This is a genomic window from Pedobacter sp. GW822-FHT03F06 (genome assembly GCF_058801365.1).
The window spans coordinates 97,419-112,168 of sequence record NZ_JBXANE010000002.1; the positions used below are offsets into that span (position 1 = coordinate 97,419).

At 38.6% G+C, this 14,750-nt stretch carries 7 protein-coding genes; 4 read left to right on the forward strand and 3 right to left on the reverse strand.

Annotation, left to right across the window (positions count from 1 at the left end; all coding sequences use genetic code 11):
- Nucleotides 1–441 precede the first annotated feature (441 nt).
- The 3 genes from AC1RJ8_RS02970 (at nucleotide 442) to AC1RJ8_RS02980 (ending at nucleotide 7,173) form a co-directional block, all read left to right on the forward strand.
- Nucleotides 442–3,714, forward strand: coding sequence for a SusC/RagA family TonB-linked outer membrane protein (locus tag AC1RJ8_RS02970; protein WP_492952461.1), 3,273 nt, complete (start codon nucleotides 442–444; stop codon nucleotides 3,712–3,714).
- A 117-nt stretch (nucleotides 3,715–3,831) separates the two neighbouring features.
- A complete protein-coding gene (locus AC1RJ8_RS02975; RefSeq protein ID WP_492952462.1) occupies nucleotides 3,832–5,706 on the forward strand; it encodes a RagB/SusD family nutrient uptake outer membrane protein in 1,875 nt (624 codons plus the stop codon).
- Nucleotides 5,707–5,886: 180 nt separating this feature from the next.
- The gene (locus AC1RJ8_RS02980; RefSeq protein ID WP_492952463.1) at nucleotides 5,887–7,173 is read left to right on the forward strand and encodes an MFS transporter; all 1,287 of its coding nucleotides are present in this window, start codon (nucleotides 5,887–5,889) and stop codon (nucleotides 7,171–7,173) included.
- Between the two features lie 354 nt (nucleotides 7,174–7,527).
- Here AC1RJ8_RS02980 and AC1RJ8_RS02985 read toward each other — a convergent pair whose 3' ends face one another.
- The 3 genes from AC1RJ8_RS02985 to AC1RJ8_RS02995 all read right to left on the reverse strand — a co-directional run bounded on the left by AC1RJ8_RS02985 (nucleotide 7,528) and on the right by AC1RJ8_RS02995 (nucleotide 12,816).
- Nucleotides 7,528–7,743, reverse strand: coding sequence for a PLDc N-terminal domain-containing protein (locus AC1RJ8_RS02985; RefSeq protein ID WP_215129583.1), 216 nt, complete (start codon nucleotides 7,741–7,743; stop codon nucleotides 7,528–7,530).
- Between the two features lie 18 nt (nucleotides 7,744–7,761).
- Complete coding sequence (locus AC1RJ8_RS02990; protein WP_492952464.1) at nucleotides 7,762–9,513, reverse strand: ABC transporter ATP-binding protein; 1,752 nt, start codon at nucleotides 9,511–9,513, stop codon at nucleotides 7,762–7,764.
- A gap of 102 nt (nucleotides 9,514–9,615) precedes the next feature.
- The gene (locus tag AC1RJ8_RS02995; protein ID WP_492952465.1) at nucleotides 9,616–12,816 is read right to left on the reverse strand and encodes a TonB-dependent receptor; all 3,201 of its coding nucleotides are present in this window, start codon (nucleotides 12,814–12,816) and stop codon (nucleotides 9,616–9,618) included.
- Nucleotides 12,817–13,152: 336 nt separating this feature from the next.
- Here AC1RJ8_RS02995 and AC1RJ8_RS03000 point away from each other — a divergent pair, with 336 nt between their 5' ends.
- Nucleotides 13,153–14,595: a hypothetical protein gene (locus AC1RJ8_RS03000; protein ID WP_492952466.1), complete on the forward strand. Its 1,443-nt coding sequence runs from the start codon at nucleotides 13,153–13,155 to the stop codon at nucleotides 14,593–14,595.
- The last annotated feature ends 155 nt before the right edge of the window (nucleotides 14,596–14,750 follow it).

A 14,750-nucleotide genomic window follows, 5' to 3' on the forward strand; every position in this document is an offset into this window, starting at 1 on the left:
TCTCTAATTTCTTATCCTGCTTACAATAATATTTAGTTATGTATTATTTGTCCTACTTCGTGTAGTTTTGTAATCGTTTTTTTACGAGTCAACCCCTTATAATTATTATTTTACCCCCTTTTTTTAATTCCTAATATCCCTATCTTGCATAATAGCCAAATATGAAATGTTTAGTCGGTAAGTCTAAGTCAGCATACATCCTATTCAGCAGTTTTTACTAAACCTTAATTGGTTTTTTTATCAGATATGAGGGATTCATAATGGTTAACAGCGATTTATTGGTCAACAGAGCGGGAGGAAATAGTTTTCTTATGGGAAATTTTTGTAGATAATTGTCTCAATATATCAAATTATTAATAATGCAAATATTGACCGTTCATGATTACTCATGAGTATTAAATTGTATTACAATCAATATCTAACCAAAATAAATTGAAAACTATGAAAAAAAATCTATTGAGGACTTTTGCCAGAAGTAGCATGTTTCTTGTTTGCGGTGGTTGTCTCGTTTTTTCTCCACTTGCCAGCATGTCTGCCAAAGCATCATTACACGAAAAAGAACCCTTTGATTTTTACAGACCTCCGCTTCAGGACATCATTGTGAAAGGACAGGTTACTGATGCCAAAGGCCCCATTCCTGGTGTAAGTGTTAAGTTAAAAGGAGGGGCAGCAACTACAGTAACAGATGCTTCCGGAAAATTTAGCATAAAAGTACCGGAAGACGCTACTTTAGTATTTACCTATGTAGGTTATGTAGACCAAGAAATTCAGGTAAAAAACCAAAGCAATATTAATGTCCGGTTATTAGAGAACAACCAAAACTTATCTGAAGTAGTGGTGGTAGGGTATGGAACCCAAAAAAAGGCAGTTGTATCTGGTGCTGTAGCATCGGTTAAAGGTACAGAGCTGGCCAAATCATCCTCAGTAAATTTAACCAATTCATTGGCTGGTCGTTTACCTGGCGTTACGGCACTGCAAGGAAGCGGGGAGCCTGGATACGACGGCTCGACGATCCGGATTCGCGGTATAAATTCGCTTGGTAATAATAATGCCTTAATTGTAATCGATGGAATACCTAACCGGGCAGGTGGGATCGAAAGGTTAAATCCGAACGATATAGAAAGTGTATCGGTGCTAAAGGATGCATCTGCAGCTATTTATGGCTCGCAGGCTGCAAATGGGGTAATCCTCATCACTACTAAATTAGGAAAATCGGGGAAACCACAATTTTCTTACGATTTTAGTTATGGCCTACAACAACCTACACGTATACCAAAAATGGCCAATTCCACTCAGTATGCTGAGATTTTAAATGAACTGAATATTTTCGGCTCTGATCTTAATCCGAATGAATGGTCGGCAGCGTGGAATAGTTTCAAAACAACAGGCACTTATTTATCTACCGGCGGTAAAACGATTAATGCTGCTTACAAACCAGATGAAATCCGGAAATTTGGTGACGGCTCAGATCCGCTAAGGTATCCCAATACTGATTGGTTTAAAACTGTTTTTCAAAATTGGTCGCCTCAACAAAGACATAATGTTCAGATTAATGGTGGCAGTGAAAATGTGAAATATCTGGTTTCACTCGGCTATCTTGATCAAGATGCATATTATAAGAATTCTGCTACTGGCTATCAGCAATACGATATGCGTTTTAACCTGGAAGCAAAAGTAAGTAAATATATTACCACCACATTGGGCGTAACTGCGAGGGAGGAAAACCGCAATTTTCCGACGGTTAGTGCGGGCGATATATTTAGATTTTTAATGAGAGGACGTCCTAATGAAATAGCCATATGGCCTAACGGTTTGCCGGGTAGAGATATTGAATATGGTTATAATCCGGTGGTTTCTACTACTGATTTAACAGGGTACAATAAAGATATCAGAGATTACTTTCAAACAACAGGGAAAGTTGAAATTAAAATCCCAGGGGTAGAAGGATTAAAAGTAACCGGAACTGCAGCCATAGACAAATATTCTGGCAGGCAAAAAAACTGGCAATTACCATGGACACTTTACGATTGGGACAAGAAGACTTTTCAAGCGGATGGAGTAACGCCTGTATTAACAGGTACAATAAGATCTCAATATACCGATCCAAGACTTAGAGAAACAGCTGGCGGCCAATTGGCTGTAAACTTAACGGGTATGATCAATTATGATAAAAAAATCGGCGATCATACTATAGGATTAATGGCTGGTGTAACCCGCGAGAAAATAACGAATGATGGTTTTACTGCATTCAGAAGGTATTTCTTGTCATCAGCAATTGAGCAATTATTGGCGGGTGATGAGAAAGAGCAGTCGTTAGGTAATAATCCTGGCGACCCGAACAATTTATTCAACCGTGCACGATTAAGTTATTTCGGACGCGCAGGCTATAATTATAAAGAAAAATACCTGGCCGAATTTCTTTGGCGTGTAGATGGTTCTTATATTTTCCCAACAGCCAGACGTTTTGGTTTCTTCCCTGGCGTATCGGTGGGATGGCGCTTATCTGAAGAACTCTTTTTTAAAAACAATGTTAGGTTCGTGGATAATCTAAAATTGAGAGCTTCTTGGGGACAAATGGGTGCTGAAGCCTACTTCGGAGATGCCTTGCAGGAGTACCAGTACCTCAGCTTAATGAATTTTGGAAGTTATGTTTTTAATGATTTGATTACAAAATCTTTGACCGAAGGCAAGGTGCCTAATTTAGATTTCGGATGGGAAGTTGCTAACAATACGAACATTGGTTTGGATGCATCCTTTTTGAAAAACAAACTCTCTCTTGAGTTCGACTATTTCTACAATAAACGTACAAATATCCTCATCAGCAGAGGAAGTTCTGTGCCTGAAAGTTCAGGGATTACAGACCGTTTACCGCCTGTTAACTTGGGTAAAGTAAATAACAAAGGTTTCGAATTTAAATTAAGTTATAACGACCACGTGGGTGATTGGAATTATGGCGTGAGTGTAAATGGTGGTTATGCTAAAAATAAAATCATATTTTGGGATGAAACACCGGGTGCCCCAGAGTGGCAACGTTCTACCGGTAGGGTAACTAGCTCATGGTTGGTATACGATTATGATGGTGTTTTTAAAGATCAGGCAGAAGTTAATGCCAATACGCTTAATTATAGTGCACTTACCGGCAATCTTCGCCCTGGCGACATGAAATTTAAAGACATTAATAATGATGGTAAAATCAATGCAGATGATAAAATACGTTTAGACAAAAACGGAACACCAACCTTCACGGGAGGGTTAAACTTGAATTTGCAATATAAAGGATTCGACCTTTCTGTACTTATCCAGGGGGCCACAGGGGGGATGCAAATCGTAGGGATAACCGAATCTGGGGATATAGGTAATTTCTTAGAATGGTCGTATCAAAATCGTTGGAGTATCGAGAATCCGAGTTCAGTAAACCCACGTTTATCAAACAGGGGCGCTACTTATTATACCGATAGTAATAATGCCTTAAATAATACCTATTGGCTGCGCAGCAACAATTACATCAGGCTAAAAAATGTCGAGTTGGGTTATACATTGCCAACCACATGGGTTGAAAAAATTGGACTAAACAGTGTACGGGTTTATGCAAACGGCCTCAACTTGGCAACGCTTGACAAAATCAAGATATGGGATCCTGAATCAACCAATACAAGTGGTCAGTACTATCCTCAGGCAAGGGTAATCAACATGGGAATTAAGGCCGCTTTTTAAAATGTATAATAGTTTATCAATTACAATGAAACCATCATCATTTTCAAAATCACACAGTGAATATTTAAATCATGATAGCTTCATCGCAGTTGAAAATAAATTTAAAGGATGAAAAATATGAAAGCAACAAACAAAAATATAAATCTATATATATTGGTTTTTATAACTTTTCTTGCAGTTTCTTGTAAGAAAGATTTTATGGATGTAAACCCACCCGATAAAATATCTTCGGAGCTGGTTTGGAAAGACCCTGCACTTGCACAGGCTTTTGTAAACGATATCTATAACGGATTGGGGAATGGTGGTTTTTCTGAGGAAATGCTGGCTTCTGTTTCTGATGAAGCGATGTTTACCCACCCCACAAGAGGGATCGATTTAGTCAATAACGCTACCATTAATCCATCTACATTAGGTTGGGTAAACGATACCTGGGCTTATAAACAGATGTATAATCGAATCAGAGCCTGCAATACCACTGTTGAAAGAATTGTTGGCGGCGACAATGCACTTTCTAGCCAGTCTTTAAAGGATCAATTACTAGGTGAAGCCTATTTTTTACGTGCTTATTTTTATCAGCAGTTGTTGCGTTATTACGGAGCCGTACCCATCATCACCAAAACATATGCTTTAACTGATGATTTTAAAATAAAACGCAACACTTACGAAGAATGCGTGAATTTCATTATTAAAGATTGCGATGAAGCCAATAAGCTGTTAGCAGGTAAAACACTCGATAAAGGCCGTACAACGGCACTTGCTGCTTTGGCGCTAAAATCGAGGGTACTGATTTATGCTGCAAGCGATTTGCATGACAGGACGAAACTTAATGCTAAAATTCCAGGAATAGCTGCTCAAAAATTAGATTTCTTAAGCTATGCGAGTGGAAATCAGACCGATCGGTATAAGTTAGCACAAACTGCTGCCAAAGCCGTTATGGATTTGGGTACAGGCTATAAATTAAATCTTTCTGCTCCCGCTTCGGTAATAGATGGCCAGTTAAATTTTAAGAGTATAGCTATGGGTGGAGCGAGTAAAGCACCAAATATAGATGCATCAGCTGCATCTGAACTTATTTTTGCCCGCTATTTTATTATTCAAAGTAATATCAAACATGCACAGCAAAATGGTCCGAACGGTTACCACAACTGGGCAGGTAATACACCAATAGGTTTATTGGTTGATGATTACGAAATGGCGGACGGGACAAAGTTTAGCTGGAACGATCCGGTACAGAAAGCAAATCCTTATGTAAATAGAGACCCACGGTTTTACGCCACAATTTTATACGATGGTGCCGGTTGGAAACCTCGCGATAAAGCATCAGGTAATGTTGATCCTGCCAGTCAAATCCAAACTGGAGTATACGATTTAATGGATAACAATACGAGAATTGACTTTAGAGGTTTAGATACACGTGCAAGTTCTATCGAAAACTGGAACGGCAGCTGGACAGGTTATTACTACCATAAATTTATCGATCCAGATCCAACTATTGTAGATGCCTCGATGTCGCAAAATGTGCCCTGGCCTTTCTTTAGATATACCGAAGCGGTATTTAATTATATCGAAGCGAGTATTGAGCTTGGCGAACTGAGTAATGCTACAAACTGGTTAAATAAAATTCGTTTCAGGGCGGGTATGCCTGCGGTTACAGCAACAGATCAGGCTGGCCTTAGAGAGGTTTACCGCCATGAGCGCCGTATAGAAATGGCCTATGAAGAACAACGTTATCACGATACGCGCAGGTGGTTAATTGCTGGCGAAACACTAGGCAGAAAGGTTACTTATATCAAAGTTACGGGTAAATTTAAACCAGGTAAAACGATGTCTGCCCCTTACCATTATGACCCTACTGTATATGATTATACTTATAGTCCAGTTGTAGAAAATGCACAAGAAAACAGAAGTTGGGACAATAAACTTTATTTCAGGCCATTTAGCCGCGATGAAGTAAACAAAAATAATTTACTAGAACAAAACCCCGGTTACTAAGCTAACCAATCTAGATACCCGATGGATAATATTATTCATCGGGTTTTTTATGCAATAATATCTGGAGCTGGCCGATCGGGTATTTTTACTTTTCAATAGAAAAAACAGGTAAGCTTAAGCCTTTGGCCATTCCCGTATTTAATTTTCAAAGCGTAGTTTTGCAAAAAAAAACTTTTTTCTGTGGCAGATTCAGACCCCAACTCCGTTATTGTAAAACCAGATCCATTCGCGGCCCTGCGATATAAAGAATTTAGATCATTTTTGGGCATGCGGTTCTTTTTTACGCTGGCTTACCAAATGCAGGCCGTTGTTATTGGTTATCATATTTACGATTTAACACACGATCCGCTCAAACTCGGTTTAGTTGGTTTATGCGAAGCTATTCCTGCCATTGGGATTGCATTGTACGGGGGCTACATTGCTGATAAAAGCGAAAAACGCGGGTTGTTAATCAAGATTTTCTCAGGTGTTTGGCTGGCTTCAGTTTTAATGTTGATTATTACCAGTAAATATCTTCACCTTAAGGAAGACCTTATTGTACTTATTATGTATGGATTGGTTTTCTGCATTGGCTTAGCCAGAGGTTTTTTTGGCCCGGCAACATTTTCTTTAATGGCCAAAATTGTACCGAAAGAATTGTATCCAAACTCAAGTACTTGGAACAGTAGCAGCTGGCAACTGGCTACTATTATCGGCCCATTAGTTGGAGGTTTGGTAAATTGGTTGTGGGGAATTACAGCAGCATATAGTGTAATTGTAGGTCTTGTTACCATATCATTGATCTGCATATTTACCTTCAAAAAACACCCAGCCACCTATGTGCCTACACAGAATATATTCCATAGTTTAAAAGAGGGTATCCAGTTTGTTTTTAAAACCAAAATGATGGTTTGGGCCATGAGCTTAGATCTGTTTTCTGTCTTTTTTGGTGGGGCTGTAGCCCTGTTGCCTATGTTTGCCAAAGATGTTTTTCACTTAGGCTCTTTTGGATTGGGCATGATGCGCGGTGCAGCATCTTCGGGCGCTGTAATTACCATGCTGGTCATGACCCGCTTTTCGCCAATGGGAAAACCCTGGCGCAACCTGTTAATCGCCGTAACCGGATTTGGCCTCAGCATAATTTGCTACGGTTTATCTAAAAATTTCTATTTAACATTATTTTTTTTATTCCTGGAAGGATCATTTGATAGTGTAAGTGTAATCATCAGACAAACAATTATGCAATTACTTACCCCTGATGATATGCGGGGACGGGTTTCAGCAGTAAACAGCATGTTCATTGGTTCATCAAATGAGATTGGCGAATTCGAGTCGGGTTTAACGGCTAAGCTGATGAACCTGGTTCCGGCGGTTGTATTTGGAGGGAGTATGACGATCGCCATAGCGGGTATTACCTGGCTTAAAACACGATCTTTAACCAAGTTGAGTTTGCAGGATATCAATGAGCAGACAACCAAGGCTGCTTAGTTCCTAAAAGTGTGGTCAACTTTAATAGGCAGTTTGCCAGAAAGTTAACAACGCTGGAATTCAACAATAAATTAAGTATTATTGTGATGAAAGACAAGAATGGTCCGTGGGGACACGAACCAAGGCTATAACATCATTAGGCCCAGTTTGTTGCAAATAATTTGGGCATGCCCCAAGCTGCGCAAGGGTCGGGCTATCCGTTACAATCTTTTTTGAAGAAAAATCAAAAAAGGATTTCCACTGCTATCCCTCATGCAAAACTATCGACGCCCGCATGCTATTTAACTTTTATTGTGCCCTAGTTTCTTGGTGGTGAAAAAAAATGGTCCGTGAGGGCACGGACCATGGCTAAAATTAAAATTTCTTATTCTTACCCCAGATCAGGTAGATAATGGAACCTAAAAAGGGGGCAAGCAGGATAATGATAAACCAAAGTACTTTTACCGAGAAACCAATGCTGTTATTTCGCGATATATGGTACAATGCCGCTAATATTAATGCCAGCCAAAGTATGGCTGCTATAATAATGATAATTGCAATCTGGTTGCTTTCTATTTGAGCTAGTAACATGACAAATTCTTTTTGTTCCTAAGCTTCAACAACTCTTTCGCCAATTTGTTGGCGCCACATGGCCTGATATAAACCATTTTGTGCAATTAGCTCTTCATGTCTTCCCTGCTCAATAATGTGGCCTTTCTCTAAAACATAAATTTTATCAGCATGTTTTATCGTTGATAAGCGATGCGCGATCAAAATGGTAATGTGATCGGTTAAATCTGATACCGAACGGATGGTTTTGGTAATTTCTTCTTCTGTAATCGAATCCAACGAAGAAGTGGCCTCATCAAAAACCAAAATATCTGGCTGACGGAGCAGCGCCCTCGCAATAGATAAACGTTGTTTTTCGCCACCAGAAACCTTAACCCCACCCTCACCAATTAACGAATCTAAACCTTTATCGGCACGGGCCAGCAAAGTTTGACAGGCTGCCTGATTTAAAACTTTATAACATTCTTCATCCGTAGCATTAGGGTTAACAAACAGCAGGTTTTCCCTTATTGTACCAGAGAATAATTGCGTGTCTTGCGTTACGAAACCGATTTTCTCGCGTAAAGCATCAAGATCGATATCGTTGCTTGGAATACCATTGTATAAAATCTCACCATCTTTTGCCGGATATAAACCTACCAATAGTTTAACCAGTGTACTTTTTCCAGAACCTGATGGGCCTACAAATGCAATGGTTTGCCCGTGATGGGTTTTAAACGAAATATTATCTAAAGCATTTCTATTGGCTGTTAGGTGTTTGAAACCCACATTGCTAAAGGTTAAATCCTTAATTTTTGCTATAGAAGTTGGATTCTCAGGTTTTTTATCAATCGGTGTACTTAAAATCTTTTTAAAGTTGCCTAACGAAACTTCTGCCTCACGCCAGGTTAAAATCACATTGCCCAGCTCTTGTAGCGGTCCGAAAAGGAAGAACGAGTAAAAAAGGAATGAGAAATACTGCCCGGCAGAAATCGTATTGTCGAAAATAAGTAGCAGTAAAACGAGTACCATTGTACTGCGTACCAGGTTAACGGTAGTGCCCTGAACAAAACTCATACTGCGCACATATTTCACTTTTTTAAGCTCCAAGCCCAAAATTTTGTATGTGGTTTTATTCAGCCGGTCAATTTCCTGATCGGCCAAACCTAAACTCTTAACCAGTTCGATGTTTCTTAACGATTCTGTAGTAGATCCTGCCAAAGCAGTGGTTTCGCCAACGATAGAGCGTTGGATGGTTTTAATTTTGCGACTTAAAAACCAGCTTACGAAACTGATAATCGGAATAGCCGAAAAATAAACTAAGGTAACTTTGTAGCTTACCGAAACCGAATACACGATAACGAAAATCATTCCGATTAAACTTACAAAAAGGATACTGATAAAGGCAGTGATAAACTTTTCCGAATCTAAACGTACTTTTTGTAAAATACCGAGGGTTTCTCCACTGCGTTGATCTTCGAAAACCTGATAAGGCAGTTTTAGAGAATGTTGCAAACCATCAGCATACATTTTCGCGCCAACTTTTTGAACAATCACACTGGTGAAATAATCCTGAAAGTTTTTAGCGATACGCGAAACCATGGCTGCACCAATAGCCAGCCCGATTAAACCAAGAGAGCCCCAAAGATATTGGTTATAGGTTAACGAATCTTTTTTATTGATGAAGCGGTCTAAAATGCGACCGGTGATGTATGGATCTAAAAGTGAAAAACCAATATTTATGCCTGCCAGCAATAACGCTAAAGCCACAATCCACTTGTGGTTTTTCAGGTAGTTAAGTAATAATCCCATTAAGTTTTGTTGTTTGTTAATGCAAACATAAAAAAAGGGAACGGATAAAAATCCATTCCCCTTTTTTATGACTTTAAGCTAAGAAACTTAGCTAAATCTTATTTAGAATCCGTAGCGTAAACCAATTTGTATCTGCCAAGGGTTACCCGATGGCGTAACAATACCAGTGTTATTTACACGGTAAGTATAAGCTTTGTTTGTAGCATCGAATGCGCTAACGGCATATAAAGCCTGGTTGCCCAAAGTTTCATTTACACCCCATTTTTTGTTAAGTAGGTTTGCAAAATTAAATACATCTCCGGAGAATTCAATGCTATGCTTTTTATTTAACTGTAGTTGATAGCTTAATTTTAAATCAACAATACCAAAAAAGTCATTTACTCCGCCATTTCGCTCTGCTATCTGACCAGAATATTTATTAATATAATCTTTTAAACTTTGGCTTGCGCTTGGATTATCCAATAATGCCTGTAAGCCTGTTCGGATATTTGCAGGAATATTTTGATTGTTTCTATCGAATACAAAAGCTAAATCATTTGTAGCCACAAAATCTCCATTAATATTGCCGCCAGCCAATAAGCTATATCGTGTACCGCCAATACCAGAGTAACGAACGCCTAATCTAAAGCCATAAAAACTTGGCGACGTTCCATAAATAACAACCTTATTACGGAATTGATTATCCGAATAAGACATTTTGCTCAAATCTCTTGGATCATCTTTAACAGGTAGTGATAAAGTAGCAGAGTTTGCCACGTTGCCATTATACGAGGTATTATCTTTCGTGTCGTTATAAGTATAACTTGCAGAGATTTCTCCGTCTTTAAAATAATTCCAGGTCGCATCTAACACTACAGCGAATTGATTTACTTTACCTTTACTATTTAATTCTAACACACGGCCAAACTGATTAGTTAAACGACCGCCTTTCCAATCGGCAACACCATTACTTGCTGTGATACTTGAAGTTGGCACAAATACACCACGGTTACCTTCATTAGATAGGGTAAAGAATGGATTTGCTGCCATATTTCTGTCAACATACATGTAGTTGTTACGGCCTAATGTGGCGTAACCCGTAATCCCAACCTTAAATTTATCGGTAATTAATTTACTGTATGATAAGTTGGCTTTATAAACCACCGGAATTTTTGCATCCTCTGCATAAGTATTGATGGTTGGTACCTGTAAAGCACTTAATGAAGGTGTTGCAACAGTACCATTTCTATAACCTATAAAGTTTGGTGTTGGCACATCTGCTCCAAAAACATCAACTGTTGCTAAATGTTTACCATCAAAGGTTAAGTTATTAATGGTCACATAATTGTTCACATCCGAACCGAAAATACCTGCTCCGAAACGAACAAAGTCTGTTCGGTTTTCATTAATATCCCAGTTAAATTGAATTCTTGGCTGAATTAAAAATTGTTTCAACTCATGGTCTGTTCTCACGCCAATAGCATCAAATAGTTGCTGATTAAGGGGCGATTTTGGATAAGAGCTGTAATCAATACGTAAACCACCTATAAAATCTAAACCTTTTGCTAATTTAGTCTGCATTTGGCCATAAATAGCGGCGTTCCAAATGCCTGCTTTAACCGTTGGGTCGGCAACCAAAGGTACTTCGCGATAAAATCTGTTCGGAGCAAGGTTATTAAAGTTTGTAATTGCAGGAACTTCGATCTTTTTTGTAGGGTCATTTGGAAAAGCGGGGTCTTGAATCTGAGAAGTTGAGTATTCGAAACGGCCATTAACCTCACTGCCATAAAGAGATTTTGCATTCGTATACATCACATCAACACCAAATGTATATTTAACTTTATCGGTATTATAATAAAAATTATCTACCAATTGAAAAACATTATTGGTAAAACCTTCCTGCCCGAAACGGTGACCACCAATTTGTATTGCAGTAGAGATCCCCTTGGTGCCATCAGCAAGGTCAGATTTTATATTTCCTACAATTGCTCTTGGAATGGCACCTGTTAATTCATCATTTTGGGTACTTGCCTGGAAAGTATATAAATGTTGTATTTTTAATTCGTTAGTGATTTTGCTGCTTATGGTTGACCGTAAAGTTGCCAATAAATTATTGTCAACATTTTTATCGTTACCGTAACTTTCGTAGAAATTTATCGCGGTGTTATCTGCTAAACCTAATGGATTTCTATCGTTTGTGTAATTATCACGAATGGTTAATAAATTTCTGTCGTTAATTTGCCAATCTACACGGGCAAATGCAGCATCCGAACCACGCTTTTTATCAAAAGAACCATATTGAGGTGTATTTGCTACTCCATATTTAGTGCGGGCAACATCCAAAAACTGTGCTAAAGTGCTATTAGTGATTCTGAAACGTGCTTCATCAGCGGGGCCATTAACATCGGCAATAATTAATGGGCGAGCATCTTTCTGATGATCTAAACCAACGAAATAATGTAATTTATCCTTAATAATTGGACCACCTAAAGTAAAACCGTATTGATAAGTAGAGAAATCGTTATCACGTTTTACACCTCTAATATCGTAACGGCTGGCTAACCAATCTGCACGGCCATAACCAAAGGCGCTTCCGCTTACTGTGTTTGTACCTGACTTTGTTACTGCAGTTACGGTACCTCCACCTGCTCTGCCTAAAGTAACATCGTATTGATTGGTTACTACCTTAAACTCCCGAACAGCCTCAATAGAAATTGAATATGGCGCACCACTACGACTCGTGGTACTGCCAGCTGATGTTGGGTTTTTGGCATTCATTCCGTCAATGGTATAATTCGTAGAAGAACCTAACTGCCCCGAAATATTTCCGCCACGGCTTAAAGGAGATAGATCCATTAAGTTAGAAAAATTACGCCCGTTTACAGGCAATTGGTTCATTGTTTTGGCCGAAATTTCTGTAGAAGCACCAAAGTTTTGAACTTTGTTCCTCAAACCCGAAGCCACTACCTGTACGGCGTCTAAATCCTGCGAAGCTTCCTGCATGGTGATACCCACCTTAACTACATCGCCAAGGTTTAACATATAACCATTTCTGGTCTGCTCGCCGAAGCCTACGTAAAGGGCTTTTACCGAGTAAGGGCCACCCAAAGGAAGTTCTTTAAAAGTATATTCGCCCTGAGCGTTGGTAGATGTTTTAGTAGTGAAACCTGTTGAATTGTTTCTGATCTGCACCGAAACTCCAGGAATAGGTTTCTTTTGTTGATCGGTGATTACACCCGAAATTGATGCCTGGGTTGTTTGTGCCAGAACCCGGTTTGGGACAAAGCAAAACAGCAGCAACACTGCAATAAGTAAATTTTTCATCATCATTTGTTTTTTAGCGGTTATGAAGCTTGCCCGAACATGTTATTTTTTGCTGCTCAGGCAGGTTTCATCAAAATTGGTTTTCTAATTTTTTATGATGGCAAAGATGTTAATGTAGTGTTAAGTTGAATTGGATTTTATATTATGAAATGGTTTACAAATTTGGTCAATGTTAAGAAAATAGCATCAGTAGTATTCGGATAGTTTGTTTGTATGTTTTTCCAGATTTATAGCTGTCTCATAATGTATTAAATTTGTATATAAATTTTACATAAAAGTAATTTTAGTATTACGTGTGGTTAATTTTAAAACTGTCTTTTTAAGAAAAAAACAGATATGAAAAAAATTAACACTCTATTAGTTCTATTGGTACTAATTGTCTCATCTTGTAAGAAAGAACAGCAGATTCCAAAGGAAACAGCATTGTTTTCAAGATCTAATTCCAAGTTAACCAGTTCACGCCCACTAAATCCGGGTGATCCTAATTTGGATGCAACCTGGGATTGGACCCAGCACAGTTGGACTGCTTATTTTAACAACGCCAATGGATCTGTTGGTAGTGTTACAACTTTGAATCCTTTTATTGATGGTGCTCAAAAAGTTTATGGCAATGTTGATGTTTCAAAAGCAGATATGTATCCTGCCAATGGATGGATGCTGGTATCGCGCGATTTTGGAACGCCAACGGAAGCTAATGCCTATCCGTTTTTATTGCTTTATAATAAACATAGGGGCATTTTGAGGGTGTGTGTATTGAGAACTTATGATGTTCAGTCCTCTTATCAACAAATCACCCTTGGTTATGCTACAAATACAACGTATCCAAGATTCTTTTTATACAGTAGCACAAAGCCTCCTTATGCTTGGACTGTTGAATATCCGGCTAATCCGGTTAATACTCAAAGCAGTGAATACAAGCAAACTGCAGTTACTTTTGCAGGGGTGCAACAATGGATGATTGCAGATTTTGATGTCAGCGGATACAGCTCAACTTTTGATGAAAATACCTCATTTAATATTGGTGTTTCAGAAGTGACACAATCTGACGTTGTTTTAAATGGAAATATACAATTAGATGGTACTGCCCAACCACAAGCAGCTGGTGGCCCTAGTGCATTAGGTATAATTAAAAATGCGGAAAGCTTTTATGCTAAAACTGCAGAAGGCGTAGCAAAGGTTTTAAAAATACCTGAGACAGATGCTGCAGGAAGAATTGCGGGAGGTGGCGCGCTATTTTTAAAGAGTATATTGGGGTTAATAACAGGTTTTTCGGGAGGGGAATCGGCAGTGCCTTATAATATTAAACTGAAAGGAACAATCAACCAAACTGGATCGATTAAGTTAACATCGCCAAAAACGTCTTTTAGCGTGTATTTAAAACCATTAACAGGTAGTGTGGCCTACCGCGCCGTACAAAATATACCCTGGGGAGTTTTTTATCTGGAAACTGCAAATGCGGTTGTTGAGGAGGTTACGCATTACACTTGGGTAACGGATGAATATGGCTATCCAGGAGAGGTTTATGATGGTTTTAGTAGATCAGTAAAATTCAATCCAAATTTCTTTGCTAATTCGCTAGTGATTAACCCGGCGATTGCTAATGATGTAGCAAGTGTAGAAGCATGGGGTGCCAATACGGGGGTTGATTTTGTTCCAGTATCTGTATTTGACCAAGCCGAAAGGTCGATATGGGCTGCTAAAAATGAATATCCATTACAACTTGGCGTAAAAATTACATTTAATAATGGAAATATTGTTTACAAGCTTTTTTCATTTTAATTCTGATAAAGGTTAGTTATAAAAATGGATTTACCTCTTATTTTATAATTCTCCAGTTACTTAACACAAACGGCCGATAAATCAATATCGGCCGTTTGTGTTAGGCTTTAACAATTAGCCAATTTGAATAATTAAACAGTTAACCATTCAAAAAT

Excerpts from the sequence above, each read along its gene's own strand:
- AC1RJ8_RS02970 (WP_492952461.1), top strand. The coding sequence starts at position 442 with ATGAAAAAAAATCTATTGAGGACTTTTGCCAGAAGTAGCATGTTTCTT.
- AC1RJ8_RS02975 (WP_492952462.1), top strand. The coding sequence starts at position 3,832 with ATGAAAGCAACAAACAAAAATATAAATCTATATATATTGGTTTTTATA.
- AC1RJ8_RS02985 (WP_215129583.1), bottom strand. The coding sequence starts at position 7,743 with ATGTTACTAGCTCAAATAGAAAGCAACCAGATTGCAATTATCATTATT.
- AC1RJ8_RS02990 (WP_492952464.1), bottom strand. The coding sequence starts at position 9,513 with ATGGGATTATTACTTAACTACCTGAAAAACCACAAGTGGATTGTGGCT.
- AC1RJ8_RS02995 (WP_492952465.1), bottom strand. The coding sequence starts at position 12,816 with ATGAAAAATTTACTTATTGCAGTGTTGCTGCTGTTTTGCTTTGTCCCA.
- AC1RJ8_RS03000 (WP_492952466.1), top strand. The coding sequence starts at position 13,153 with ATGAAAAAAATTAACACTCTATTAGTTCTATTGGTACTAATTGTCTCA.